This window comes from Streptomyces sp. NPDC093018 (genome assembly GCF_040684035.1).
In the GTDB taxonomy this organism is placed as follows: domain Bacteria; phylum Actinomycetota; class Actinomycetes; order Streptomycetales; family Streptomycetaceae; genus Streptomyces; species Streptomyces murinus.
In genome coordinates this window covers 48391-73438 of record NZ_JBFBFF010000013.1, presented here as the reverse complement: position 1 = coordinate 73438, position 25048 = coordinate 48391, and the positions used below count along the sequence as shown (strand labels likewise).

At 72.3% G+C, this 25048-nt stretch carries 24 protein-coding genes; 16 read left to right on the top strand and 8 right to left on the bottom strand.

The features are described 5' to 3' along the window. Positions 1-115: 115 nt before the first annotated feature. The 4 genes from AB0N90_RS26225 to AB0N90_RS26210 are packed head-to-tail and all read right to left on the bottom strand — an operon-like array spanning position 116 to position 4321. Positions 116-1399, bottom strand: coding sequence for a glutamate synthase-related protein (locus AB0N90_RS26225; RefSeq protein ID WP_361678810.1), 1284 nt, complete (start codon positions 1397-1399; stop codon positions 116-118). Continuing rightward, positions 1396-2433, bottom strand: a complete 1038-nt coding sequence (locus AB0N90_RS26220) for an asparagine synthetase A (protein WP_365200605.1) — start codon at positions 2431-2433, stop codon at positions 1396-1398. Before AB0N90_RS26220 ends, AB0N90_RS26225 begins: the two co-directional genes overlap by 4 nt. A 5-nt stretch (positions 2434-2438) precedes the next feature. After that, positions 2439-3869, bottom strand: a complete 1431-nt coding sequence (locus tag AB0N90_RS26215; protein WP_365200602.1) for a methylaspartate mutase — start codon at positions 3867-3869, stop codon at positions 2439-2441. Next, complete coding sequence (locus AB0N90_RS26210) at positions 3866-4321, bottom strand: cobalamin-dependent protein (protein WP_365200600.1); 456 nt, start codon at positions 4319-4321, stop codon at positions 3866-3868. The genes AB0N90_RS26215 and AB0N90_RS26210 overlap by 4 nt, the downstream gene beginning before the upstream one ends. 243 nt (positions 4322-4564) lie before the next feature. On the opposite strand from AB0N90_RS26210, the gene AB0N90_RS26205 reads away from it, so the two are divergent. Continuing rightward, positions 4565-5974: a helix-turn-helix domain-containing protein gene (locus AB0N90_RS26205; protein ID WP_365200599.1), complete on the top strand. Its 1410-nt coding sequence runs from the start codon at positions 4565-4567 to the stop codon at positions 5972-5974. Between the two features lie 102 nt (positions 5975-6076). Continuing rightward, positions 6077-7009: an ornithine carbamoyltransferase gene (locus AB0N90_RS26200; protein ID WP_365200597.1), complete on the top strand. Its 933-nt coding sequence runs from the start codon at positions 6077-6079 to the stop codon at positions 7007-7009. A 124-nt stretch (positions 7010-7133) separates the two neighbouring features. On the opposite strand, the gene AB0N90_RS26195 is transcribed toward AB0N90_RS26200, so the two are convergent. Continuing rightward, entirely contained in the window at positions 7134-7346 is a 213-nt protein-coding gene (locus tag AB0N90_RS26195) for an MbtH family protein (RefSeq protein ID WP_361678828.1), read from the bottom strand. Between the two features lie 235 nt (positions 7347-7581). Between AB0N90_RS26195 and AB0N90_RS26190 the strand changes: the two genes are divergently transcribed. Further along, positions 7582-10611, top strand: coding sequence for a BTAD domain-containing putative transcriptional regulator (locus AB0N90_RS26190; protein WP_365200594.1), 3030 nt, complete (start codon positions 7582-7584; stop codon positions 10609-10611). A 43-nt stretch (positions 10612-10654) separates the two neighbouring features. Here AB0N90_RS26190 and AB0N90_RS26185 read toward each other — a convergent pair whose 3' ends face one another. Both AB0N90_RS26185 and AB0N90_RS26180 read right to left on the bottom strand, forming a co-directional pair. Further along, positions 10655-10822 (bottom strand): hypothetical protein, encoded by a 168-nt coding sequence (locus AB0N90_RS26185; RefSeq protein ID WP_327231662.1) that lies wholly within the window; start codon positions 10820-10822, stop codon positions 10655-10657. A gap of 226 nt (positions 10823-11048) precedes the next feature. Beyond that, positions 11049-11534, bottom strand: a complete 486-nt coding sequence (locus AB0N90_RS26180; protein ID WP_365200592.1) for a hypothetical protein — start codon at positions 11532-11534, stop codon at positions 11049-11051. A gap of 196 nt (positions 11535-11730) precedes the next feature. On the opposite strand from AB0N90_RS26180, the gene AB0N90_RS26175 reads away from it, so the two are divergent. The 9 genes from AB0N90_RS26175 to AB0N90_RS26135 all read left to right on the top strand — a co-directional run bounded on the left by AB0N90_RS26175 (position 11731) and on the right by AB0N90_RS26135 (position 18931). After that, positions 11731-12381: a prephenate dehydratase domain-containing protein gene (locus AB0N90_RS26175; RefSeq protein ID WP_365200590.1), complete on the top strand. Its 651-nt coding sequence runs from the start codon at positions 11731-11733 to the stop codon at positions 12379-12381. Further along, entirely contained in the window at positions 12368-13333 is a 966-nt protein-coding gene (locus AB0N90_RS26170; protein WP_365200588.1) for an ornithine cyclodeaminase family protein, read from the top strand. The genes AB0N90_RS26175 and AB0N90_RS26170 overlap by 14 nt, the downstream gene beginning before the upstream one ends. Beyond that, positions 13320-14141, top strand: a complete 822-nt coding sequence (locus AB0N90_RS26165) for a PhzF family phenazine biosynthesis protein (RefSeq protein ID WP_365200586.1) — start codon at positions 13320-13322, stop codon at positions 14139-14141. Before AB0N90_RS26170 ends, AB0N90_RS26165 begins: the two co-directional genes overlap by 14 nt. Before the next feature lie 29 nt (positions 14142-14170). Continuing rightward, positions 14171-14464: a DUF1330 domain-containing protein gene (locus tag AB0N90_RS26160; protein ID WP_361678849.1), complete on the top strand. Its 294-nt coding sequence runs from the start codon at positions 14171-14173 to the stop codon at positions 14462-14464. A 59-nt stretch (positions 14465-14523) separates the two neighbouring features. Beyond that, the gene (locus AB0N90_RS26155; RefSeq protein ID WP_365200584.1) at positions 14524-15942 is read left to right on the top strand and encodes an AMP-binding protein; all 1419 of its coding nucleotides are present in this window, start codon (positions 14524-14526) and stop codon (positions 15940-15942) included. After that, a complete protein-coding gene (locus AB0N90_RS26150) occupies positions 15939-16910 on the top strand; it encodes a branched-chain amino acid transaminase (protein WP_365200581.1) in 972 nt (323 codons plus the stop codon). Before AB0N90_RS26155 ends, AB0N90_RS26150 begins: the two co-directional genes overlap by 4 nt. Positions 16911-16920: 10 nt before the next feature. After that, positions 16921-17217: a Dabb family protein gene (locus AB0N90_RS26145; protein ID WP_086808806.1), complete on the top strand. Its 297-nt coding sequence runs from the start codon at positions 16921-16923 to the stop codon at positions 17215-17217. A 171-nt stretch (positions 17218-17388) separates the two neighbouring features. Then, a complete protein-coding gene (locus AB0N90_RS26140) occupies positions 17389-17685 on the top strand; it encodes a hypothetical protein (protein WP_365200578.1) in 297 nt (98 codons plus the stop codon). Between the two features lie 412 nt (positions 17686-18097). After that, positions 18098-18931 carry a CAP domain-containing protein gene (locus AB0N90_RS26135; protein ID WP_365200576.1) on the top strand — a complete coding sequence of 278 codons (834 nt, stop codon included), beginning with the start codon at positions 18098-18100 and terminating at the stop codon, positions 18929-18931. A gap of 30 nt (positions 18932-18961) precedes the next feature. Here AB0N90_RS26135 and AB0N90_RS26130 read toward each other — a convergent pair whose 3' ends face one another. Further along, positions 18962-20557 carry an IucA/IucC family protein gene (locus AB0N90_RS26130; RefSeq protein ID WP_365200573.1) on the bottom strand — a complete coding sequence of 532 codons (1596 nt, stop codon included), beginning with the start codon at positions 20555-20557 and terminating at the stop codon, positions 18962-18964. A 217-nt stretch (positions 20558-20774) separates the two neighbouring features. Between AB0N90_RS26130 and AB0N90_RS26125 the strand changes: the two genes are divergently transcribed. The 4 genes from AB0N90_RS26125 (at position 20775) to AB0N90_RS26110 (ending at position 25046) form a co-directional block, all read left to right on the top strand. Then, positions 20775-22310 (top strand): IucA/IucC family siderophore biosynthesis protein, encoded by a 1536-nt coding sequence (locus tag AB0N90_RS26125; protein WP_365200571.1) that lies wholly within the window; start codon positions 20775-20777, stop codon positions 22308-22310. A gap of 9 nt (positions 22311-22319) precedes the next feature. Continuing rightward, a complete protein-coding gene (locus tag AB0N90_RS26120; RefSeq protein ID WP_365200569.1) occupies positions 22320-23582 on the top strand; it encodes a VWA domain-containing protein in 1263 nt (420 codons plus the stop codon). After that, a complete protein-coding gene (locus AB0N90_RS26115; RefSeq protein WP_365200863.1) occupies positions 23582-24385 on the top strand; it encodes a hypothetical protein in 804 nt (267 codons plus the stop codon). The genes AB0N90_RS26120 and AB0N90_RS26115 overlap by 1 nt, the downstream gene beginning before the upstream one ends. A gap of 130 nt (positions 24386-24515) precedes the next feature. Next, complete coding sequence (locus AB0N90_RS26110) at positions 24516-25046, top strand: hypothetical protein (protein WP_365200567.1); 531 nt, start codon at positions 24516-24518, stop codon at positions 25044-25046. Positions 25047-25048: the final 2 nt, after the last annotated feature.

Sequence of the window (25048 nt, the reverse complement as noted above, 5' to 3'; positions counted from 1 at the left end):
GCGCTCGCGCGCGGAAGGGGCGGACCGCCGCGACCGTGATCGGCGCCGACGGAAGGAGCGGGCCGACGGGAGGAGCGGGAGGCGGGGCCAGGGACTTGGGACGGTCCGAGAGGCCCTAGTGCAGGACGTGGGCGAGCGGCGGGCGCACGTCGGCGGGGAGCAGGAGGTCCTCCGCGGACAGGGCGTCGACCCGGTACTTTCCGACGGCGCTGATCAGCATCCGCAGTTCCAGCGCCATGCTCTCGGCCAGCCGCAGCAGTCCCGCGTCGCCGTCCTCGTCCACGGCCAGCAGGGCCGCCCGGCCGAGTCCGACCGCCCTGGCGCCGAGGGCCAGGGCCTTGACCGCCCGGGTGCCCTCCCAGACGCGTCCGCTGGCCAGCAGGCAGCGGCCGGTGCGGCCGATCCGGGTCAGGCACTCGCCGAGCGGCAGCCCGACCTGGGCCAGGAACCCGCTCGGCGCCCACGCGGTGCCGGCCTCGGCGCCGTCCACGGTCACCGCGTCCGCGCCGGAGGCCCACGCGGTCGCCGCGGCGTGGGCCACGTCCCGCCCGGGGTGGAGCTTCACCCAGACCCGCACCCGCGGGAAGTTGTTGCGCATCAGCCGGATCTGCTGGCGCAGGATCTCCTCGGTGAAGGTGCCGGGGCTGCTCAGCCGCAGCACGCGGTCGCCCGCGCCGAACACCTCCTGGGTGGCGTACTGTTCGGCGACCCGGCCGGCCGCCTCCCGGTCCAGCACCGTCAGCCCGCCGAGGCCCGGCTTGGCGCCCTGGCCGACCTTCAGCTCGAAGGCCAGCTTCCCGGCGTCCAGCAGCGGCTGGGACACGGGGTCGCTGTAGAGGAGGTTCCACACCTCGGCGTCCGCGTCCTCGGTGGACTGCTGGACGACCACACCGCCGTACTCCTCGTTGCCACACGCGGCGGCGGCCTCGGTGTAGGCGGTGATACGGCCCGCCATCGAGGAGACCTCGGCCTCGCTGGCACCCCGGTAGCCGTTGACGGGGACCACGTTCTCGCCGATCACCATCGGGATGCCCAGCCGTCCGGCCTGGGCCCCGGCGGCCTCGCCGAGGTCGCGGCTGGCGACCTGGGTGGAGCCGAACGCCGAGACGTACAGCGGCAGCCGGGAGGCGAACCCGCCGATGACGGTGTCCAGTTCGACATCCGTGTACAGCGGCTCACGGGCCAGCTCGATCAGCTTCTCCAGCCGCTCCGGCATGAACACCGGCGGCACGATCCGGGTCCGCTCCAGCGGGTCGCCCATGTCCGGCCCGGCGGGCTGGGCGCCGACCAGGCCGGTGCCGTAGACCGACAGGTCGGGGAAGGCGGCCGCGGCCCCCAGCCGGGCGCGGCGGCGCACCTCCGCCTCGGGGAATCCGGCGGCGCTCAGTACGGCGCTCACGCGGACACCACTCCCGGGAGCTTCGGGTAGGCGCTGGCCTGCCAGACGGCGGTGCGGCCGGTGACGTACCGGGTGAAGCGCTCCAGGCCGATGCCGAAGCCGGAGCTGGCCGGGATGCCGCGGCGGGCCAGGTCCAGGTACCAGCCGTACTTGGCGGGGTTCTCGCCGGTCTCCCGCATCCGGGTCACCAGCGTCGCGTAGTCGTGCTCGCGCTCGCTGCCGCTGGCCAGTTCGCCGTAGCCCTCGGGGGCGATCAGGTCGAAGTTGCGCAGCACACCCGGTCGTTGGGAGTCCTCGCGGTCGTAGAAGCCGCGTGAGCCCTTGGGGTAGTCGACGACGAAGAACGGGCGGCGGGATCCGGCGGACAGGATCTCCTCGCCCCGCCAGTCGATCTCCGCGCCCGGGTCCTGCGGGTGCCCGAGCTCGACCAGGCCGGTGGTGGCCTGTTCGTGGCTGGTGCGGCCGAAAGCGCTCGTGACGGCCTCGCGCAGCGCGTCCTCGTCGCGGCCGAGCAGTTCCAGCTCGGCGGGCATGTCCCGCAGGACCTCCGCCACGGTGTGGGAGACCAGGGCCTCGGCGAGCGCCATCGCGTCCTCGCGGCGGGCGTCCCGTATCTCCACGTCGATCTGGTGGAACTCGGCGAGATGGCGGTGGGTGACCGCCGTCTCCAGCGGTTCCAGCCGCACATTGGGCGCGATGTAGAAGATCTTGTCGAAGGCGGCGAGCGTGGCCTGCTTGTAGAGGATCGCGCTCGTCATCAGCTTGTACTTGTGGCCGTAGAAATCCACGTCCACCTGCTTCGAACCGCGGATGCCGGGGTCGGTCACCGGGCCGATGAGCGGCGGCAGCAGCTCCTGGAAGCCCTGGCCCGCGAGGAAGGCGCGGACGGCGGTGAGCATCCGGTTCTGCACCCGCAGGGTGGCGCGGGTCTCCGCGGCGGTCAGGTGGGCGTCGAGGGAGGCGGGCAGCGGGGGCGGGGCGGTCGGGGCCTGGAGGGTGGCCGGTCCGGCGGACTCGGCGGTCAACACGGTCATGGGTACTACCTCCTGGAGGTGCCGCCGGACAGGCCGGCGAGAGGACGCGGACGCCCGGACGGCGCGGCGGTCGGGGCGGTCGGGGCGAGGAAGTGGTTGTCGTGGCGGCTCTGCACGAAGGACAGGGCGTCGAAGAGACCGCGGGCCGTCAGCCGGCCGCTGCTCCTGGCGACCGGGCCGATCGGCATCGACCCGATCTCGGACCAGGTCAGCCGGCCGGACTCGTCGATGTAGCTGCGGGTGCGGCCCGCGTTGTCGGGGTGCAGGCAGTAGGGGACGTCGAGGTAGCCGCGCGCGAACGCCGTCAGCAGGGCCCGGCCGAGGTCGGCGTCGAGGCCGAGCACCGCGTCGATCAGGGCGCGCGCCTCGGCGTACACCGGGTTGTCGGACACGGACGGCGGGCCCGCGGCGGCGGTCCGGTCGGTGTCACGGGCGGCGGCGGTCCGGTGGGCGTCGCGGGCGGCCGCCGAGGCGACGCGCAGTGCCTCGACGTTCTCCGCGACGGTCGGGATGCGGTGCGCCTCCGCGACCGTCTTGACGATCAGCCGGGCCGCGCCGGCCTCCACAGCGAGCTCCGCCGACCGTTTCAGCAGTTCCAGCGCGCCCTCGCGGGAGCGCGGGTACAGGCCCATGTAGGTGTAGAGGACGACGTGCCACTCGGTGTCCGGCAGCAGTTCGGCGGCCAGTCGGCGCAGCGCGTGGATCGCGTGCACGTCCTGCTCGGGGTTGGTCTGCTGGGCGTAGCTGAGCGAGATGGAGCGCAGGCCCGCCCGGTGGAAGAAGACTGCCTCCAGCGCGCTGAGCGCCACCAGGAGGCCCGGCGGGCACAGCTGGCCCAGCATGCAGCCGCCGAACGTCTCCAGGTGGGGTTCCGCGCCGGTCGCGCGAAGCGAGGCGAGGAACTCGCAGGCCTGCTGCCAGTTGCGGACCGAGTCGGCCAGCGGGGTGCGGCCGTAGGGCAGGCAGTACGACACCGGGCCGCCCTCGGTCGCGTCCAGGCCGAGCGCGGCCAGGGCGGCGACGATGCGCTGGGGGCGGGCCGAGCCGTGCCGGACCTGTACGGGGAACGACGGGTCGCGCACGCCGTCCAGGACCCAGCGGGAGGTGTGCGGGCTGAGCGAGCTGATGGGGTAGCCGTTGAGGGAGTGGTCCTCGTTGAGGGCGCGCACCGCGGACAGTTCGTCGCCCACCCGGGTGTAGCTGTCGATGGTGAGGGTGCCGACGACGGCCTCGGCGGCGTCCCTGGTCGCCCGCAGTCCGGCCCGCATCAGGGCAGGGTCGGAGAACCCCATCCGCGGTTGCACCACGAGGACCCCCCTGGCCTGGGCGTCCGCGACGTACCGCGCGAAGGAGGCGCGCGATCCGTGCACGGCCACCGGGCCCCGGGGGCGGGTCGTGGCGGCCCGGGTCACCGGGGTCCCGGCGGCCCCGGTCATCGGGTCACCTCCTTGGGCAGGGCGCCGACGAACGCCTCGAAGGAGGCGAGGTCCACGCCGTCCTGGAAGACGGCGTCGAAGCCGGCCGCCACGAGTTCGAGGGCCCGTTCCTCCTGCCGGTCCTCCGAGATCCCGAGCTTGCCGCCGATGACGACCGGCAGTCCGTCCAGGTCCGGGCGGGCGCGCAGGGCGCCGATCAACGGCTTGGCGTCCTGGAAGCCATGGCCGTTGACGCTGCTGATCACCAGCAGATCGGGCTGGTGTTTCGCGCAGGACTCGACGATTTCTTCCTCGGGGATACAGGGGCCGAGATTGACGACCTCGTGCCCCAGGTCCTCCAGCAGCAGCTGTATGAATACGAGATTCCAGGTGTGCGCGTCGGACGCCAATCCGGTGACGATTACTTCGAGTGACGCCGCGCGGTCGCAAGTCGCCAATTCGGCAGGCTTCATTCGTTCTTCGTCCACATCATTGATGACATCGGGAGAAGGAGGCTGGCGGGTTCTGAGCGCCCCGCACGATCGAGACTAGGAGTCCTCCCGGAGCGTCACCGGCGCCCGCGACGGCAGCGCGGCGGCAGTTGCCGCCGCCCGTCCCGCCCGGTGTTCCCGACGGCAGTAACGCCGCAGGAACGGAACGGTAAGGCGCCCTCGGAAGCTTGTTGAGCAAGCAACCGGAACAGCAGGGAGACAGCGATGACGAACCGTCAGGCTCGGTCGGCTGAGTTCGGCGCCGTGCTGCGCGGCGCCCGGGAAAAGGCCGGGCTCACCCAGGAACAGCTTGCCGGGCTCTCGACTGTCAGCATCCGGGCGATCCGTGATCTGGAGCGCGGACGGGTGGTACGGCCCCGCAAGGACACGGTGCGGCTGCTCGCCGACGCCATGCGGCTCGGTGACACGGGCCGGGCCGCGCTCGAACTGGCCGCCGACAGCGCCTCGGTGGGCAAGGCGCTGCACGATGTGTACAGCCCCGAACTGGCCTGCCCGCCCATGCCGGTGCACACCCTGTTCGGCCGCGAGTCCGAACTTCGTGCCCTGTCGGACCTGTTGGGCAGCGAGCGGGAACGGCTGGTGACGGTCGTCGGTCTGCCCGGTGTCGGCAAGTCCCGGCTCGCCCAGGAGGCCGCGCTCCAGGTGCACCGGCGGGGCGACATACCCGTGCTGTGGCTGCCCATGGACGCGGGCGGGCGCACCCCGGACAAGGCCGCGCACCGGCCGCGGACGGCGCTGGCCAACTGGGTACGGCCCCTGGTGTCCGAGGGCGGGCACTACGACGAACTGGCGTCGTTCATCGCGGACCGCCCCACCCTGCTGGTCCTGGACGGCCATGAGATGACGCCCGCCACCAGCCCGGCCCTGATGTACCTGCTGCACAGCTGCCGGCGGCTCAGGATCCTGCTGACCTCCCGGCGCCCGCACCATGTCTCCGGCGGCCGGCTGCTGCCCCTCGCCCCGCTGCCGACGGCCCTCGCGCCGGGCCCGCCCCCGATACCCGGGCCGGCCGCGATGTCGCCGCTGCCCGGTGACTCGCTGTCGGCGCGCCGCCCCGCCGTCGAGCTGATGCTGTCGTACGTCAGCCATCTGCGTCCCGATCTGCTGCTCACCGACTCCGTGATCGCGGTCGTGGCGCAGATCTGCGAGGCGCTGGACGGCATACCGCAGGCCCTGGAGGCGGCCACCTCATGGCTGTTGCTGTACTCGCTGGAACAACTGCGGGAGATGGCCCGGGAGTCACCGCTGGAGCTGGTCGACGGCGCTCCCCCGCTGACCCTCCATACCGCCGCCCCGCTGGGTGAGCTGCTGGCCTCGGTGCGGGCCGGACTTCCCGACCGGCAGGCCGAGCTGCTGGCGGCGACGGCATCGCTGGCCTCCTCCTGGACCGTCGACGACGCGGCCGAGGTGCTCGGTGTCCCGTCGGCGCGGGCGGCCCAGGACGTGCACGCCCTGCTGCTGCACGGCCTGATCCGCCAGTTCCCCGCGGGCGCGGGCGGCACGGACCGGCCCGGTGAGTTCTCGGTGCTCCATCTCGTACGCGACCTCGTCACCGGCGGACGGCCGTCCGATGGGGACGCGGCGCCCCGTCTGCTGACCACCGGCGCCGCGTGACCGGCGCCCACAGCCACAGCCGCAGCCGCTCAAGCATTCCAACCTGCTCCGCCAAGTCCCGTCAAAAAGCACACAGTTCACGAAAGGTGATGACACTCCGCCATGCGTAATCTCATCTCGCTCGCCGACCTGACCCCCGAGGAACTCGACCGCATCGTCAAGCGCGCCGTCGTCTTCGGCCGCGGTGACACCGGCGAACGGCCGCTGGCCGGCCGCCGGGTCGGTATCTACTTCCGCAAGTCCTCGACCCGTACCCGTACCTCGTTCTGGAGCGGCGCGAGCCGGCTGGGCGCGGACGTCATCACGTTCGGTCCCGACGAACTGCAGATCAGCACGGGAGAAACCCTGGAGGACACGGCCCGGGTGCTGGGCGAGTACCTGGACGCGCTGGTCGTGCGCACCAACGGGGACATGGCGGAGATCCGGCGGCTGGGCAGCAGCCCGAAGCTCGCCGTGGTCAATGCCCTGACCCTGGACGAGCATCCGACCCAGGCCGTCGCCGACCTGGCCACGCTCACCGAGCGGTTCGGCGACCTGGCGGGCCGCCATGTGCTGTGCGTGGGCGAGGGGAACAGCTCGGGTGCCGCGCTCGCGCTGGCCGCGGCACTCACCCCCGGGCTGCGGCTGACCCTGCTCTGCCCGAAGGGGTACGAAGTGCCGCGGGAGACCCTCGATCTGGTCGGCAAGCTCAGCGAAGGACAGGCGCTGGTCGAGCAGGTCACGTCGGCCGACGAGGTGACGGGAGCGGTGGACGCCGTGTACACGAGCCGCTGGCAGACGATGGGCGTGCCCAAGGCGAACCCCGACTGGCTGGCCGACTTCGAGGGGTTCCGGATCGACCAGGGGTTCCTCGACCGGTTCGCCGGTGCGGACACCGTGTTCCTGCACGACCTGCCCGCCGTACGCGGCCAGGAGGTCACCGACGAGGTCCTGGACGGGGAGCGGAGCGTCGCCTGGCGCCAGGCGCACCACAAGATGACGGCCGCGATGGCGGTGCTGGAGTGGTGCGTCGTCGGAGCGGGCGACCGCATCTGACCGAAGCACGCGCAAGAGAGCGGTGGTCGAGCCGGCCCTGGCCGGTTCCACCACCGCTCCCCGCGTGCCGCGTGATGCGTGCTGCGTGCTGCGTGCTGCGTGCTGCGTGCGGATGAAAGCGGGCTCAGCCGCCCATGGCCGCGATGGCCGATTTGGGGCGCAGATCGGTCCAGTTGGCCTCGATGTACTCGGCGCACTCCTGCTTCGTGCCCTCGTCCCGCACCAGCGTCCAGCCCGCGGGCTGCTGGATGCCGACCGGCCAGAGGGAGTGCTGGCCCTCGTCGTTGACGAGTACGACGTAGCGGCCTTCCGGATCCTCAAAAGGGTTGGTTGCCACAATTCCCACCTTCGCTGAAGCGACGACGCATGACACGCGCCTGACGTTTTCCGGTCCCCAAACTAGGGGCCGTTCAGGCAATGCGCGGGCAGCGTGACAGGCAGATCGGCGGTGGTGTTCGCGCCCTCGTCGTACAACACGACTGGTCCACACCACACTACCGCCCGTTTCACGGACGACATATGATCATACGGACAGCGAGGTCCATGAACTCCTACCGGTGAGGGGATCCAAGGTGGCAGGTGGTGGGGGGCCACTGAGATTCAACCTGCTGGGCGCGCTGGAGGTCTGGGAGGGCGGCACCAAACTCCGTCTGGGCGGGGCGATCCAGGAGCGCGTGCTCCTCATGCTGCTGCTGGAGTCCGGCAGGATGCTGCCCGTCTCCCGGCTCGTCGAGGCCGTCTGGGACGAGGACCCGCCCGCGACCGCACCCCACCAGGTTCGCAAAGCCGTCGCCGATCTGCGCCGGCGCATCCCCGGTGGCAGCGAGACCCTGGTGACCGAGGGCCCCGGTTACCGCGTCGTGGTCACCGAGACCCAGCTGGACCTGGCCGAGTTCGACGCCCGGCTGCGCACCGCCAAGGAAGCCCTGGCCGCCGGTAACCCCGCCCGGGCCGTCGACGCGCTCCAGGCCACCCTGGCCCTGTGGCGCGGCCCGCTGCTCTCCGGCGAGGGCACCCCGGTCATCGAGCGCGCCTCGGTCATGCTGGAGGAACGCCGGCTGGCCGCCGCCGAGCAGCTCTTCGATCTGCGGCTCGGTCTCGGCGAGTCCGCCGAACTCGTCGTGGACCTGCGCCAGCTCGTGCACCAGAACCCGTTGCGCGAGACCCTGCGCGGCCAGTTGATGCTCGCGCTGTACCGGTCGGGCCGCCAGGCCGCCGCACTGGAGGAGTACGCCGAGGTCCGCCGGCTCCTCGGCGAGGAACTGGGCATCGACCCCGGCCCCGAACTGACCAGGCTGCACGAGGGAATTCTGCGGGAGAGCCCCGAACTCGCCGCCGCGCCGAAGTCCTGGGAAGCCCCCGCCCCGGGCCCGGCCGCCCCCGAGATCAAGGCGCCCTCCACCCTCCCGCACGACCTCGCCGACTTCACCGGCCGGGACCGCGAACTCCAGGAATTATTGGGCTACGCGCGTCACGAGGACGGCCGGGCCCCCCGGATCGTGGCCATCGACGGCATGGGCGGCAGCGGGAAGACCACCCTGGCGGTACGGGCCGCGCACCGGCTCGCCGGGTCCTATCCGGACGGCCAGATCCATATCGATCTGCGCGGCTACACCCCGGGCGAGCAGCCCGTCACCACCGGCGCCGCCCTCGCCTCCCTGCTGCGCACCATGGGCCTGCCGGGCCCCGGACAGCAGCTGCCCGAGGACGACGCCGGGCGCGCGGCCCTGTGGCGGGCCACCCTGAGGGGCAAGCGGGTGCTGCTGCTCGTCGACAACGCCACCGACACCGGAACGATCCTGCATCTGCTGCCCGCCTCGCCGGACTGCCTCCTCCTCGTCACCAGCCGGGCCCGGCTGGTGGACCTCGACGGAGCCGACTGGATCTCCATCGGCCTGATGTCCCCCGAGGAGAGCGCCACCCTGATCGAGGACATCCTCGGCAGCCGGCGGGTGTCCGCGGAGCCCGAGGCCGCCGCCGAACTGGCCCGGCTGTGCGGGTATCTGCCGCTCGCGCTGCGCATCGCGACCGCGCGGCTGCGCAACCGCCCGCGCTGGACCCTCGCGTACCTGGTCGAGCGGCTGCGGGACGAGACCCGGCGGCTGGACGAACTCAGCCTGGGCGAGCGGAGCATCGCCGCGACCCTGCGGCTGTCGTACCAGGCCCTGGACAAGGACTCCAGGACCGCCTTCCGTACCCTCGCCCTGCACCCCGGCGGGGACATCGATGTCTACTCGGCGGCCGCCCTGCTCGGCATGGACGTCCGGATCGCCGAGGACACCCTGGAACGGCTCCTCGACGTCCATCTGGTGCTGCAACCGGAGATCGGCCTGTACACCATGCACGACCTGGTGCGCAGCTTCGTCCGGAGTCTGCGCGGCGAGCCGACCGCACAGGACGACGGGGCCGCGGTCGAGCGGCTGCTCGACTACTATCTGACGGCCACCGAGGCGGCCTGCGAGGTGCTGTTCCCCGGCCGCAGGCACCGCCCCACCGGAGTGCCGCCGTCCACGGCGGAGCTGCCCGACCTCACCCACGAGAAGCTGGCGCAGGTCTGGTTCTCCCGCGAGCACCCGGGGCTGCTGTCCCTGGTCACCCTGGCCGAGCGGTCCGGGCATGACCGGCACGCGGTGTGCCTGGCCCGCAATCTCGTCTTCCACCTCAACGCCCGCGGCCATCTCCAGGAGTTCGCGCAGCTGTGCCGCCTCGCGGTCACGGCCGCCCGGCGCCTGGGCGACCTGGACCTGCTCGGCGTCAGCCTGTCCAACCTGGGCGTCGCCTGCTGGAAGCTCGGCCGCTACGAGGAGGGCGTCAAGGTCGCCGAGGAGGGCCGGGACGTCGCCGCCCGGCTGGGCGACCGGCACACCCAGGCGCACACCGAGAGCACGCTCGGCCTGTACAAGAGCCTGCTGGGCCGCTTCCCCGAGGCGCTCGTCCACCTCCAGTGGGCGATCGCCTGCGAGCGCGAACTCGAGTCGCCCCGCGCCGAGGCCGAGAGCCTCACCGCCCTGAGCGCCCTGTACGAGCAGTGGGGCAAGTACCGGGAGGCCGCCGAGGCGGCCCGGCGCGCGATGCGACTCGCCGAGCAACTGGGGCGCCAGGGCGGCAAGTTGGTGGCCCTCACCGATCTGGCCCTGGCGCAGACCGGCCTCGGCGACTATGCGGAGGCCGATGAAACGCTGGCCCTCGCCCGCCAGTTGTGCGACGAGTCCATGGACCAGGGCCATGTCGCGATGACGCTCGCGCTGTCGGCCGACATCGCCCAGCGGCTGGACCGGCCCAACGAGTCGTCCGGTTTCGCGGACCGCGCCCTGGCCCTCGCGCGGGCGGGTTCCTCGCCGCTGCGCCAGGCGAAGCTGGAGAATGTGATCGGCCGGGTGCTGCGGCGCAAGCAGGAGTACGCCTCCGCCCTCGCCCTGCACAGCAGCGCACATGAACTGGCGTCCTCCGTCGGCCACCGGGTCGAGGAGGCCTATGCCCTGGCCGGCCTGGCGGGCGCGGCGGCGGCACTGGGCGACGAACCGTGGGCGGCCGAGCACGCGGCGCAGGCCGAGGAACTGTTCTCGGCGATGGGCATCCCCCCGAACGCCCGGCGCACCTGACCGCCCCGAAGAGCTGACCGCCGTATCGCCGGCGGTGCGGTGACTACGCGCCCACGACCGGGTTGGTGACGGTCGGGCCCTTGTCCTCGGCCGTCACGTGGTGGCCGTGCCGCTGCGTGTCCGTGTGGCCTGCCTCGACCGCCGCGGCGCCCAGCGCCAGCGCCACCACAGCCACGACGATCCGGATCGAGTTGGTGAGCTTGCGAGCCATGATTTCCGCCCCCTGAAGTGTCTTCGGTCTTTCCGACACCTCGAATATGGCGACGCCCATTCCCGCGAGGATCCCGCTCCGATACCGCCCATGGGTAACGCCCGGAAACGGCCTCTGACCAGGGACGGAGGCCGATTCAGGGGGGTGGGGCGGGAACGGACTGCTGAGGCGGGAACGAGCGGGTGGGGCAGGACCGGGCGGGTGGTGCGGATGAGCCGGTATCGGGTCAGTCCGTGCCCGCTCCGGTGACCGTCACGGTCGTACCGCCGAGCCGGCAGGACAGCACCCGCGGGCCTTTGGCAGTGAGGACGACCACCGTGTGCGCGGGCCCGCTCTCGTGCTCCGCCATGTCGAGCAGGGCCCTGACCGAGGAATGCAGTACGACGCGGTCCGCCTCGGCGGGCTCACCGCACGGACCGGAGCCGACCGGTGCGCTCCGGGTGATGCCGACGACCTCGTGCATGCCGTCGCAGGACTCCGTGGCGACCCCGAACCGCGGCCCCTGCCAGCCCTCGTCCACGACCGGACCGATCGGCGCACCACCGTCCGTCGGCGCACCACCGTCCGTCGGCCCGCCACCGTCCGTCGGTACACCGCCGTCCGACGGCCCGCGGGTCCCGGTGTGCGCGGCCCATCGCTCGACGGCCGACAGGTCCCGCAGGGCACGGCCGAGCCGTTCCGTCACCGGTTGCGGGTCCGGGAAATGGTTCACGAAACGCTCCTTCGCAGATAACCGACGCGCTCCATGCCACTGCTTTGCCGGTTGCTTCGTCAAGAGGCAGCTTTCATCGGCAGTTACCGGGGTGCTTGGCCGGATTCATGGAAACCCACCGGCCCTTCGAGTTAGCGTCCTCGTATTCCCACTGCTCGCCCGCTCGGCTTCCTGAAAGCAATGGAGGAACGCAACGATGAGGCAGATGGTAAATTGGCTGACCCCGTCCTTCGCCGCCCATGGCGGAAGTCCGGGAGTAGCCACGCTGGGACCGGCCGGTACCAGTAGCGAAGTCGCCGCAGGAATCGTCTGGCAGAGCCTTGAGGGCGATGTCCCCAGCGTCCGGAACATAGAACTGCACCGGACGTACGAGGACGCCGCCGAGGCGGTGCTCAAGCAGGACGTGGACTACCTGGTGGTGGCCAACGCCTACAGCGGCATCAGCGAGTTCTACATGGACACCCGGCTGTCCCTGGCCGGCGTGTTCGTGATGGACACCCCCCACTACGGCATCGCCCAGCTGCCCGGCGAGCCGGTCCCGGACCGGCCGGTGGTCGCCACCCACCCGGCGCCCCGCCCGCTCGTGGACGAGCTGCTGCCGAGCCACTTCACCGACCGGGAGATCCTTCAGGTCACGTCGACCAGCACGGCCGCGCAGTCGGTCCGGGACGGTGTCACGGACCTGGCGCTGACGACCGTACCGGCGGCCGAGGCCCACGGCCTGGAATTCATTTCCCGGAAGCGGTTCATCAGGATGCTCTGGTCCGTATTCACGCTGAACGGCGAGATATTCGTCGTCCCCGACGACACCGCGGAAGCGGGGAGGATCACCCATGCTCATACTTGACGGAGAGGCGGTTCGCGCCTCCTACCCGATGACCGAGGCGATCTCGGTGATGACGGAGGCGCTGCGCGCTTTTTCCTCGGGAAAGGTGACGCAACCGCTGCGGTCGGTTCTCGCGCCGCCTTCCGAGGATGGTGTGTTCGCGATGATGCCGTGTCATGCGGAGGGCCTCGGATACGGTTTCAAGGCCATCATGCACAATCCCGGGAACGAGGCCCGCGGGCTGAGCACGCATATCGGCATGGTCACCGTTTTCGACCCGGAGACCGGTGAACTCTCGGCCGTCCTGGACGGCAGCGCGGTCACCGCGATCCGCACCGCCGCGGTCTCCGCCGTCGCCACCCGGGAACTGGCCCGTGCCGACGCGGGCGATCTGGCGATCCTCGGCTCGGGCACCCAGGCCCGCACCCATCTGGAGGCCGTCCGGCTGGTGCGGGACGTCCACCGGGTCCGGGTCTGGTCCCGCACCGCCGAACGGGCCCGGGACTTCCGGGACTGGGCCGCAACCCAAGGCGTGGACGTCGAGGTCGCCGCCACCCCCGAGGAGGCCGTACGCGGCGCGGACCTGGTGTGCACCACGACCGCCTCGCGGGTCCCGCTGATCGGGGCGGGGGTGCTGAGCCCCGGCGCCCATGTGAACGCGGTCGGCGCGTCCGTGCGCGGTGCCCGGGAGCTGGCCCCCGCCGCCGTCGCCGGCTGCGCGGTCTTCGTGGACAGCCGGGAGTCCGCCCTGAACGAGTCCAGTGACATCTGCGACCCGATCGACGAGGGCCTGATGGACGAGAAGGACATCAGGGGCGAGATCGGAGAAGTGCTCCTCGGCACCGCCCGAGGACGCACCGAGCCAAAGGAGATCACCTTGTTCAAGTCCCTGGGGCTGGCCGTCGAGGACGTCGCCTCCGGTTTCTCGATCGCGGCCCGTGCGCGGAAGGGCGGCATCGGTGTTGCTGTCTGAGACGCGGCCGTCCACGCTGCGGGCCACCAAGGTCTTCGTCGTCGACGCGTTCGCCAAGCGCCCGTTCACCGGCAACCCGGCCGCCGTGTGCCTGCTGGAGGAGCCCAGGGACGAGGGCTGGATGCAGGCCCTCGCCCGGGAGATGAACCTCTCCGAGACGGCGTTCGTGACCGCCCGCGGCGAGGGCTACGAACTGCGCTGGTTCACCCCCGCCAAGGAGGTCGACCTCTGCGGTCACGCGACCCTGGCCAGCGCCCATGTGCTGTGGCAGCGCGGCTTCCGGGAGCGGGAGATCGACTTCCACACCCGCAGCGGCCTGCTCACCGTCAGCCGCGAGCAGCGCGAGATCGTCATGCGGTTCCCGGCGGAACGCGCGGTGGCGACCGAGCCGCCGGCCGGGCTGTGCGAGGCGCTGGGCGTGGATCCGGTGTGGACCGGCCGCAACAGGTTCGACTACCTGGTGGAGGTCGCCGACGCGGAGGTGGTGGCCGACCTCAAGCCCGACTTCGCCGCCCTCGCCGGCATCCCGACCCGCGGGGTGATGGTCACCGCGCCGGGCGGCTCGCACTCCGAGTTCGACTTCGTCTCCCGGTTCTTCGCCCCGGCGTACGGCGTCGACGAGGACCCGGTCACCGGCTCCGCCCACTGCTGCCTGGGCCCGTACTGGGCCGACCGGCTGGGGCGCGCGGAGCTGTGGGGCTACCAGATGTCCCGGCGCGGTGGCACGGTCCACGTCACCGTCCTGGACGACCACGTGCTGCTGGGCGGCACCGCGGTCACGATCACGGCCGGCGCCTCGATCCCGTAGGCGACAGGGAAGGAAGCGGAGGACAGAGCATGCCCGCGTACGTCATAGGGAACGTCACCACGCTGGAGACCAGCGACGAACTCGCCGAGTACCGCCGCCGGGTGGGCGCCACGGTGGCCCGGTACGGCGGGCGCTTCCTGGTCAGAGGGGGGAAGGTGGACGTCCTGGAGGGCGACTGGCTCCCGGTCCACCTCACCCTCATGGAGTTCCCGGACGGTGCCGCCGTCCGCACCTGGCTCGGGTCCCCCGAGTACCAGGAGATCGCCGCGCTCCGGACCGGCAATGTGCGCACCGAGCTGGTCCTCCTGGAGAGCGGCGACTGACGACCCACACCTGTCGATCCGGCTTGTCCACGCAGGGATTCAGGAAGGTTTCACCTCACGTGTTCACCATCTTCGACGACGAGCTCGACGCCCTCGCCCGCCGCTCGGTCACCCAACAGCAGGAGCTCCAGGCCGGGTTGTGGGACGGGGAGCGCCTGTCGGCCCACCAGTTCGAGAACCTCCGGGAGAGCCTGCGCTATGTGCGCAAACGCTCCCCCTTCTACGCCGGACGGCTGGCGGGCCTGACGGACGCGCAGATCGAGGGCCTGGACGCCGCGGAGTTCGCCCGCGCCGTGCCCTTCACCACGAAGCAGGACCTCCGGGAGCAGCGCTACGACATGCTCTCCCGGCCGGTGAGCGAGTCCTGGGTGTTCTACGAGACCACCGGCACCACCGGCCCCGCCACCCCGTGCCCCCGCGACAACACCGACTCCATCGTCAACAACGCCGCCCTCACGGTGGCCTACCGGGACATCTTCGAGCAGCACGGCGACCATCATGTCGTGGCCGTGCTCGGCCCGACCGAACTGCACTCCACGGGCGACACGTTCGGTGACGTCTGCCGCAATCTCGGGCACGCGGTCGTCAAGATGTGGCCGCACTCCCCGGTCGTGGGGTTCGAGCGGGCCCTGCACATGCTCCGCGAACTGCGGGTGACGGCCGTCTTCTGCACCCCCGGCATGGCGATGTCACTGGCCAAGGAGGCCCGGAGGGCGGGGCTCGACCCGGCGGCCGACTTCGATCTGCGGCTGCTGATGTTCGTGGGCGAACTGGTCACCCCGAAGCTGCTGGAGAACCTCGGCACCATCTGGAACGCCCGCGCGTACAGCTGCATGTACGCCTCGCAGGAGTCGTCCATCGTCGCCGCCGCGCACCCCGACGGGCGGCTGCGGACGGTGCCGCTGAACGTCTACTACGAGGTCATCGACCCGGGCACCGGGCAGCTCGTGGCGCCGGACGCGCACCAGGTGCGGACGGGCGAGCTGGTCATCACCCATCTCTACCAGGGTGCCAAGCCGCTGGTGCGCTACCGCACCGGCGACCTGGTGCGGCTGGAGCCGGCCGGCGACGGCTCCCCCGCACAGGTCCTGACGCCGCTCGGCCGGGTGCGCGACCGCATCGATCTCAACGGTCGTACGGTCACGGCCTACGAGCTGGAGGACCTCGTCCTGTCCCGGGCGCCCGGCTGCCGCGACTACCACATCACCATCGACCGGGAGGCGGACGTCGACGTGCTCGCCGTCGATCTCGACCTGCCCGACACGGCCGCGGCGCGGGACGCCCACGCGTCGCTCGTCGCGGCGGCCGCGGACGCCTGGGGCTGCCCGCTGACGGTCCGGCACACCGAGCTGGGCGCGATCACCACGACGGGCGCCATGGTCAGCTGGAAGGCGGCCCGGGTGCGGGACCTGCGCACGGCCTCGGACCCCGAGCACGAGGCGGCCCTGGCCATCGCCCGCCGACGGGACGCCCGATGAGCGCCGGCCGCACCGCCGCCCCGGCCGCGGGCCGATGGGTCTTCCACGACGGCGACTTCGTGCCCGCCGCCGACGTCCGGCTCAGCCCCAGCCTTCAGGCGCTTCAGTACGGCACCGGTGTCTTCGAGGGCATCCGCGCCTACGCCACCGACTCGGGCGACGCCCATCTGTACCGGGCCCACGACCACTTCACCAGGATGATCGGATCGGCGCGACTGCTGCGGATCGCGATCGACCACAGCGCCGCCGAACTGGTCGAGATCGCCGCCGAGTTGCTGCGCCGCAACGGCCATACCGGTGACGCCTACCTCAGACCGCTCGCCTACAAGACGGCCCTGCAGCCCGGGGTGCCGTTCGGTGTCCGGCTCCAGGGGGTGTCCTCGGCGCTGACCATCGTCAGCCTGCCCATGGGCAGTTACACCTCCAAGGACGGGATCAGCTGCGGGATCTCCTCGTGGCGGCGGATCCCGGACAGCTCGCTGCCCGCCCGCGCGAAGATCACCGGCGCGTACGCCAACAACGCGCTGGCCACCGACGAGGCGACGGCGGCCGGCTACGACGACGCCATCTTCCTCAACCAGGCCGGCCATGTCGCCGAGGCCAGCACCGCCAATGTCTTCCTGGTACGGGCCGGGCGGGTCGTCACCCCGGCCCAGGACTCCGACATCCTGGAGGGCATCACCAGGGACTCGGTGATCTCGCTGCTGCGCCGTCAGCCGGGCATCGAGGTCGAGCGGCGCACGGTCCTGCGGTCCGAGCTGCACACGGCGGACGAGATCTTCCTGACCGGCACCGGCTGCGAGATCGTCCCCGTCACCGCCCTGGACGGCCGCCCGGTGGGCTCCGGCGTCCCGGGCCCCCTGACCCGCGCGGTCATGGCCGCCTACGACCGGTCCGTCCGCGGCCGGGACCCCCATGACGACCAGGGCTGGCTGACGCCGGTCCACGCGACCCCCGTCCTGCTCTGAGGAGGAACCGATGATCCGCCACACCGTCCTCTTTCGCTTCCGCCCCGAGGTCGACTGGTCCGACGCGCGCGCACGGGCCGCCGAGGAGGCCACCGCGGGCCATCCGGACCACATCGAGGAGATCCTCGGCTGGGAGTTCGGGCGCAACATGACCGAGCGGCCGGTCGCCTACGACTTCGCCCTGATCGGCACGTTCGCCGACCGGGGAGCGGTCGACCGCTATCTGACCCACCCCGACCACGTCCGCGGCGTCGAGCTGTGGAAGGAGATCGCCACCTGGGTGGTCGCGGATTTCGCTGTCGCCTGAGAGCCGCCCCGCGACGGGCCGGATCGGCGCTGACCGATCCGGCCCGCGCCCGCCGCGCCTTGCCCGTCCGCCGCGCCTAGCCCGTCCGCCGCGCCTAGCCCGTCCGCCGCGCCTAGCCCGTCCGCCGCACTTTGCCCTCCGGTCCCACGACCCCTACCCGAGGATCACGACATGACAGCGATCGTTCCCCGAAACGGCAGTCCCGCCACCCTCGTCGAGGAGGCCCTGGACGCCCTCCTGACCACCGCCGAACGCCGCGATCCCCTGGTGGAGGCCCAGGTCGCGGTGCTGGAGGCCGGACTGATGCTGACCCGGGCGGGCGCGGTCACCCCGTCCCCCGGCCAGCACGACCGCGTACAACTGCTGCGCGAGGCCCTGGGCTCGGTGCGTGCCGCCGTCATGGCCACCGGTGTCGCGGTGGTCAGGTCCAACGACGCGGCGCGGATGGCGGGCGCGGACGCCGGATAGAGCGGACTCGTTCACGAGCGGGATCAACTACTGCCCGGGGCGTACGGAGAGACCGCCGGGCAGCCCACTCCCATGTGACAACCCTCACGCGAAGACAGCAACTAAGCCCCCCGGATAGTAGGCGGCCCTTCGGTGACATATGGGATTTGTCCGCCTTGATAGCGAAGCAGGTCACCCTGGGGACAGTCGCCCCCAGAAGGCGAAAGGGTGCTCACTAATCGCCCCGGTCAACAGACTTTTGACGACACACAGGGGTGGTGGCAAACGTCGCGATCGCGAAGTCGGCACCTTCGCGGGCGTCTGACAAGAGGCCCGTGCGGCTACGAGGCCGGGTAGTAGGAAGGCTCGTTGCGGTCGCCTCCGGCCCGTGCTGAGACTGGGCGCTCGGCGATCACCGAGCGAGGTTCACACAATGGGCAAGCATCGCAAGACGCAGCATTTCCGGCGCATGGTCATCGGCGCCGTCGCGGTCGGCACGGTGGGCGTACCGTCCGTCGCGCTGGCCTGTACGGACTGGCCGTCCGGTACGGCGGACCCGAGCGCCGCCGCCACCGGCGCCACCGCTCTCGCACTGGCGGACATACCCGCGCCCACGGACACGGCCGCGCCGGGGCAGACCGCGACACCGCGGCAGCCCGGCACAGTTCAGGCGATACCGAAGCAGCGGGCACACCACCAGCACCCCCGCCATCTCCCCAAGTCCCCCGGCACCCCGCTCACCATCGCCGCGCCGATCGCGTCCCAGGCGGCCACCGCGCAGCCGGACGAGGCGCCCCCGGCCGACCAGCCCGGGCAGACCGACGCCCCGGCCCCCGCTCCCACCGCGTCCAGCGCCCCGGCGACAGCCACGCCGTCCACCACCGCCGCGTCCGGCGTCACCGCGCAGATCGTGCAGCTGGTCAACGCCGAGCGCGCGAAGGCCGGTTGCCGGCCGCTCACCCTGAACGCGAAGCTCACCAAGGCCGCGCAGGAGCACAGCGCTGACATGGCCGCCCACCAGAACATGTCGCACACCGGCTCCGACGGCTCCGACCCGGGCACCCGCATCACACAGGCGGGGTACACCTGGAGCGCGTACGGCGAGAACGTCGCGTACGGCTACTCGACCGCCGCCGAGGTCATGGCGGGCTGGATGGCCAGCCCCGGCCACCGGGCCAACATCCTCAACTGCGGCTACCAGGAGATCGGTGTCGGTCTCGCGCAGCCCGGCAGCTACTGGACACAGGACTTCGGCACGGCCCGGTAGCCGTCGGCCGTGCGACGGGTCAGCGGCGGGTCAGCAGTCGGCGAGCGGATTGCGCAGCGGCAGATAGCGCGCGTCCGCCCCGTCCGCGCCCGTCCACCGCAGCAGCAGGTTGGTCTTGCCGGGCAGGGTCGGCGAGCCGAGCAGGGCGGGGATCTCGGGCAGGTCGTGCCGGGCCAGTGAGCGGCGCACGGCGGGCCAGGGGTCGTATCCGCGATGCCGCTCGGCCAGGGCCCCGGCGATCTCCATGAGGTGGTTGACGATCAGGCAGTAGACCAGCCGCTCCCAGCCCGCGGCGCGTGGGACGTCCGGTAGCAACTTGACGCCCTCGGCGTCCCGGAACAGCGCCTGTACGGGCGTACCGGAGGCGTCCACCGCGACCAGGGTGTTCTGCAGATGCGCCTCCAGGACGACCCCGTGGGTGTCGAACGCGGTCAGCGCGGGCGGCACGACCTGCGCCAGATACGCCTCCCACCAGGCCGCGGGGTCGGCCGTCGCGGCGAGGGGGCTGCCGTCGAAGCCCTCGGCGAGACCCGCGGCGAGCAGCGGCACGGCGCCCGGCAGCAGATGGTCGCGCAGCCCGTCGCGGACCACCACGGCCAGCTCCTCGTACGCGAAGACCGGCGCCCGGTGCCCGCGGTCGGCGAGCCACGCGGCGGACATGCCCGTCGCGGCGGACGCCCCGGTCGAGGCGGACGCTCCGGCCGTGGCGGACGCTCCGGCCGTGGCGGAGGCCCCGGTCGCGGCGGGCGCCCTCATCGCGGCGAAGGCGCGCCCCGCGGCGGTGTCCGTGCGGCGCAGCCGCAGCAGGTCGTGGCGCCAGAGCCGGCGGATGTCGTTGGTGATCCGCACGTCCAGGCTGAACTTCAGGAACAGGTCGGCCCGTGGCTCGTACACCGTACGGATCGCGGCGGTCGGCCAGGTGTCGAAGGGGGTCGTGCCGAGCCGGACCAGGCGGCCGTCGGCGAAGGCGGGGGCGAGGGTGTCGGCGACCAGGTCGAGCTGCCAGGGGTGGGCGGGCAGCAGCCGGTAGCCGGGCGGCGCGCTGCCCAGGGCGTCCAGGGCGCGGGTGTCGCCCTCCTCGGCCACCTGGTCCTCGCGCACCCCGAGCAGCACCAGCGGGAACCGGGCGTACGCCTCGGGGGCGTACGGCAGCCAGGACGCGACCGGGCCGCCGCCGCGCGCCTTGGGCGCCGGGTGGTGGGGGTGGCCGGTGATCAGGGACTGCTCGGAGCGCTGATAGAGGTCGTCCGGCGGGGTCGTACGGGCGCGGGCGGCGAGCAGCGCGGCGACGGCCTCCCGGCTGTCGATCATCTCGGCGGGCAGATCGCCGCCGGGCAGCCCGGTGTGCCGGCGCAGTTCCTCGGCGACGAGTTTGACCAGTTCGGGATGGCCGACGCGGTGCCAGGCGCCGGCCGCGAACACCTCGGGGTCGGCGGGGCGGCGCCCTGCGCGCACGCGCAGCAGCCGTCCGGTGCCGGGCAACCGGTGGACCGGCCGCTGACCGGGGGCGCCGGGCAGCGGCTCGGCCACCTCCCGGAGCAGGCAGTTGAGCAGGGGGGCGGCCGCATAGGCGTCGGCGAGCCGGCCGACGGCGGCTGCGGGAGGCTTGAGGTCCACGCGATCCATTCGTTCTTCGGTGGCGTTCTTCTTCGAGCCGGTCTTTCGATCCGGTCCTCTTCGATCCGGTCTGGTTCGATCCGGTCTTCTTCGAGCGTCGCACCCGGGCGGGCGCGTTCTTCGCAAGGGGCCCGGAAGCGATCAGTATGGCTTCGTATCCGACCATGGTGCTGTCTTCCGTACCCGACCATCGTGCCCCGTACCGGCCGCGATCGAGGAGCCGACCGTGTCCCACTCCCCCACCGCCGAGGCCGAGGTCGCCGCAGAGCTGCGGGCCGTACGCCCCGGGCTGCTCTCCCGGTACGACGCCGAGCTGCCCGGTGCCCGCGCGGCCGTGCTGACCCGGCTGTGGCGGGGGCTCGCGCATGAGCCGCTGCCCTGGATCACCGGCCGGACGCGCGGGGCGTACGGCCTGACGCTGCGGCTGGCCGACGGCCGGGCGCTGCACGGCCCGCACCCGGACCCGTACGCCACGCACGCCTATGTCACCGCCGTGCGCCTGGACCGGCGACGGTACGACGATCCGGCCCGGCTGATGGCGGAGCTGGCGGCCGGTGCCGGGATCGGAGTGGGGCCGGGGGCCGAGGGGTTCGCGGCGGAGCTGGGGCACAGCACGGCCTCCCTGGCGCTGTCCCGGGCCGCCGCCGATCACCCGAAGGAGTGGCCGGAACGCGACTGGGAGTGGGAGCAGCGGGTGGTGGACGGGCATCCCTTCCATCCCAACTGCCGTTCCCGGCCCGGGTTCTCGGTCGCGGACCAGCTGGCGTACGCCCCGGAGCACCGGCCCGTGGTACGGCTCGGGACGCTGCCGGTACCCGCCGCCGAGTGCCTGCTGACCGGCGAGTGGCCCGAGGAACTGCGGGACGGGGACCGGCTGTTGGTGCCGGTGCACCCGTGGCAGGCGGCGCAGGTGCTGAAGCGGTCCTACGACGACTGGTGCCCGGCCCGTCCGCTGATGTCCCTGCGGACGCTGGCCGTGCCCGGCGGACTCCATGTGAAGACGGCGCTGAGCTCCCGGCTGACCTCCTCGGTGCGGGACATCTCGCCGTACTCGGTAAAGGCGGCGGCGGTCCTGTCCGACTTCGCGGCCGAACTCGCGGCACGCACCGGCGGATCGCTGGACATCACCCGCACCCTGGGCGCGGTCACCGCGGGGACCGCCGAACTGGCCGCGCTGCTGCGGGAGTCGCCCGAGCGGTGCGCGGGGCCGGGTGAGCGGGTCCTGCCGGTGGCCGCGCTCGCCACCACGCCGCTGCCCCGGGACCCCGAGTGGCTGGCCGCGTTCACCCGGCTCGCGCTCACCGTGGGGCTGCGGCTGCTCGATCTCGGGGTGGCGCTGGAGGCGCACGGCCAGAACCTCCTGGTGGTGCTGGCCGCCGACGGGAGCCCGCGGCGGCTGGTCTACCGCGATCTCGCCGACATCCGGATCAGCCCGGCCCGCCTCGCCCGGCACGGCATCGCGCCGCCCGCGCTCACCGGACGGCTGGTCACGGACGACGAAACCGCCCTGCGCCGCAAGCTGTTCGGCTCCCTGGTGGCGGGCGCGCTGGCCTCGGTCGCGGGGTCGGGACCGGCGCTCGGGGCGGCGCTGGCGGGGGTCGTACCGAGCCTTCCGGACACCTCCGATCTCGCGGTGCTGCGTGAAGGTCCGGTGCCCGCGAAGGCGTTGACGCTGATGCGGCTGTCGCCGGGGACACCGGGCGACCAGTGGACGGACCTGCCCCACCCGCTCGTTTTGGAGCCCGGCACGGTTGATCAATAGGATCCGTCGATGATCAGAAGACAACGGCTGGCGGTAGGAGTGTGCGCCCTGCTCGCCGCACTGACCGCCGGGCTCACGTTCCCGACAGCGGCGGCCGCCGACGAGACGGAGCAGGCCGCTCCGAAGGTCGAACTGGTGCTGGACGTCAGCGGATCCATGCGGACCCGGGACATCGACGGCGGCACCCGGATGGCGGCGGCGAAGCAGGCGTTCGACGATGTGCTCGACGCGACCCCGCAGGACGTGGAACTGGGCATCCGCACGCTCGGCGCCAACTACCCCGGAAACGACCGCAAGGAGGGCTGCAAGGACACCGCGCAGCTGTATCCGGTCGGCCCGCTGGACCGGACCGACGCGAAGACCGCGGTGGCGACGCTCCAGCCGACCGGCTGGACGCCGATCGGGCCGGCGCTGCTGAAGGCGGCGGGCGATCTGGACGGTGGTTCCGGAACCCGCCGGATCGTGCTGATCAGCGACGGCGAGGACACCTGCCAGCCGCTGGACCCGTGCGAGGTGGCCCGGGAGATAGCCGCCAAGGGCATCGGCCTGACCATCGACACGCTGGGCCTGGTGCCGGACTCCAAGACCCGTGACCAGCTCAGCTGTATCGCGGACGCGACCGGCGGCACGTACACCTCCGTGCAGCACAAGGAGGAACTGACCGACCGGGTGGGCCAGTTGGTGCACCGGGCGGCCGATCCGGTGGTGACGCCGGTGGCCACCTCGGGCGCCGGGCAGTGCACCGGCGCGCCGACGCTGAAGTCCGGTCTGTACACCGACCGCGCGGCCTTCGGGCAGCAGCGCTGGTACAAGGTCGACGTCAAGCCCGGCCAGGAGCTGCGCGCCTCGGTGAGCGTCGCGGACGACCGGGCCGTGAACCCCTCCTACGGGGTGCTGCTGCGGGCGGTGACCGCCAAGGGGCGGGAGATCGTCCGCGGTGAGGCGGCCGGTACCGGACGCACCGACATGATCTCCACCGGGCTGCGCTATCCGAAGCCGTCCAGCGACGACGACAACGCGCCGGCGGAGACGGTGTGTCTGGAGGTCGCGCACTCCTTCTCGGCACCCGCGGGTGTGAAGAGCACGCCGGGTCTGCCGCTGGAGCTGACCGTGGACGTGGTCAACGGCCCCGACCAGGCGCACGACGTGGCCTCGTTCGGTCTCGGCCGCGGCTGGTGGCTGCTGGGCACGCTGGTGCTCATCGGCTTCCTCGCGGGTGTGCTGTGGGGCTGGCTGTCGCGCTGGCGCGTCGCGATCTGGAGGACGAACTGATGCGTGCCGTACGAGTATTGAGCGCCCTGGGTACGACGCTGCTCGCCCTCGGGCTCGCCGCGGGACCGGCCGCCGCCGACTCCTCGCCCTCCCCCAGTGCCTCCGACGGCTCCGACACCTCGGCGCCCACGCAGGCGGGCACGTCCTTCCGTACGGCGACGGAGCTCCAGCAGGGTCAGCAGGCGACGGCCTCCGGGTCCACCGGTGACTACCTGTACTGGTCGTTCCCCGCGGACACCGGGCAGCGGCCGACGGTCAAGGCGACCGTGAAGCTGCCGCAGACGCACGGCGCCGAGACCTGGCAGCTCGATGTGTTCGACGGACTGCGCCGCCGCCAGTCCTGCCAGTACGGCGCCTCCTCCCGCTCCGCCGAACAGGGCGCGAACTCGGTCGAGTTGGCCTGTGTGATGCGGACGGTGCGCGGCTGGGCGGAGCCGTGGGCCAACGACCCGCTGCCCGGCACGTACTACGTGCGGCTGACGGTCGTGGACATGGGCGCCGCCGATCTCGGCCAGCCGGTGAACGCCGAGATCCAGGTGGACTCCAAGGACGTCGGCGGCCCTTCGGCCGTCGACGGCTCCCTGGGCAAGCCGCTGGTCCCCGGTATCGCGGTCAAGTCCGAGGCGCAGGGCGACGATTCCAAGACCGCCGTGCTCTCCAGCTTCGGCTCGCGTGACGGCTGGTCCTCCGGCTGGTGGTCCGACCGCTGGGTGTGGACGGGCATCGGCGCGGTGCTCGCCGCGCTGGCCGGCATCGGCGGATACGCGCTGACGCGGGGACACGGCCGGCCGCCGACCGTCTGACCTCGCCGTGCAGAAGGGCCCGCCCAGGTGGCGGGCCCTTCTGCCTGACCCGGCCGGGGCTCTGTTCCTGGCCCCGGCCGGGCCCTCTGCTTCCGCCCCGCTCGCGCGCGGCAGCCGATAGCTTGGCGCCATGTCCGCGTTCATACAGCAGCTTCCGGCGCTGTTCGGGGTCGTCATCGGCGCCGTCGGCTCGTATCTGGCGATCGCCCGCGGCGATCGGATCCGCTTCCACCGCGAGCGGGCGACCCGCTGGGAGGAGCGGCGGCTCGCGATCTACGCCGAGTACGCGAGGGCGCTCAAGCAGTCCGTCACGCTGACCTACCGGATCGCGGCCCATCTGGGTGTCGACCCCCATCCGCACCCGCTGTCCCCCGAGGAGGCCGCTCCCCAGCTGGCCGAGGCGACCGACGCCCGGGATCCCGCCGGGGAGGCGCTGCTGATGCTCGGCAGCACCGGCGTGGTGGACAGGGCCCGCGAGTGGGTCGTCGCGGTGATGGACATGGAGCGGTTCCTGCGCGCCGACGCCCATGACCCCGGGACCTGGCGGGCCATGATGGCGCGGCAGCGGGCCGCGCGGGAGGCGTACTACGCGGCCGTCCGGCACGATCTCGGGCTTCCGCCCGGCCATTCGGGGGAATGGAGCCTGTCGGCCTCCTCATGAAC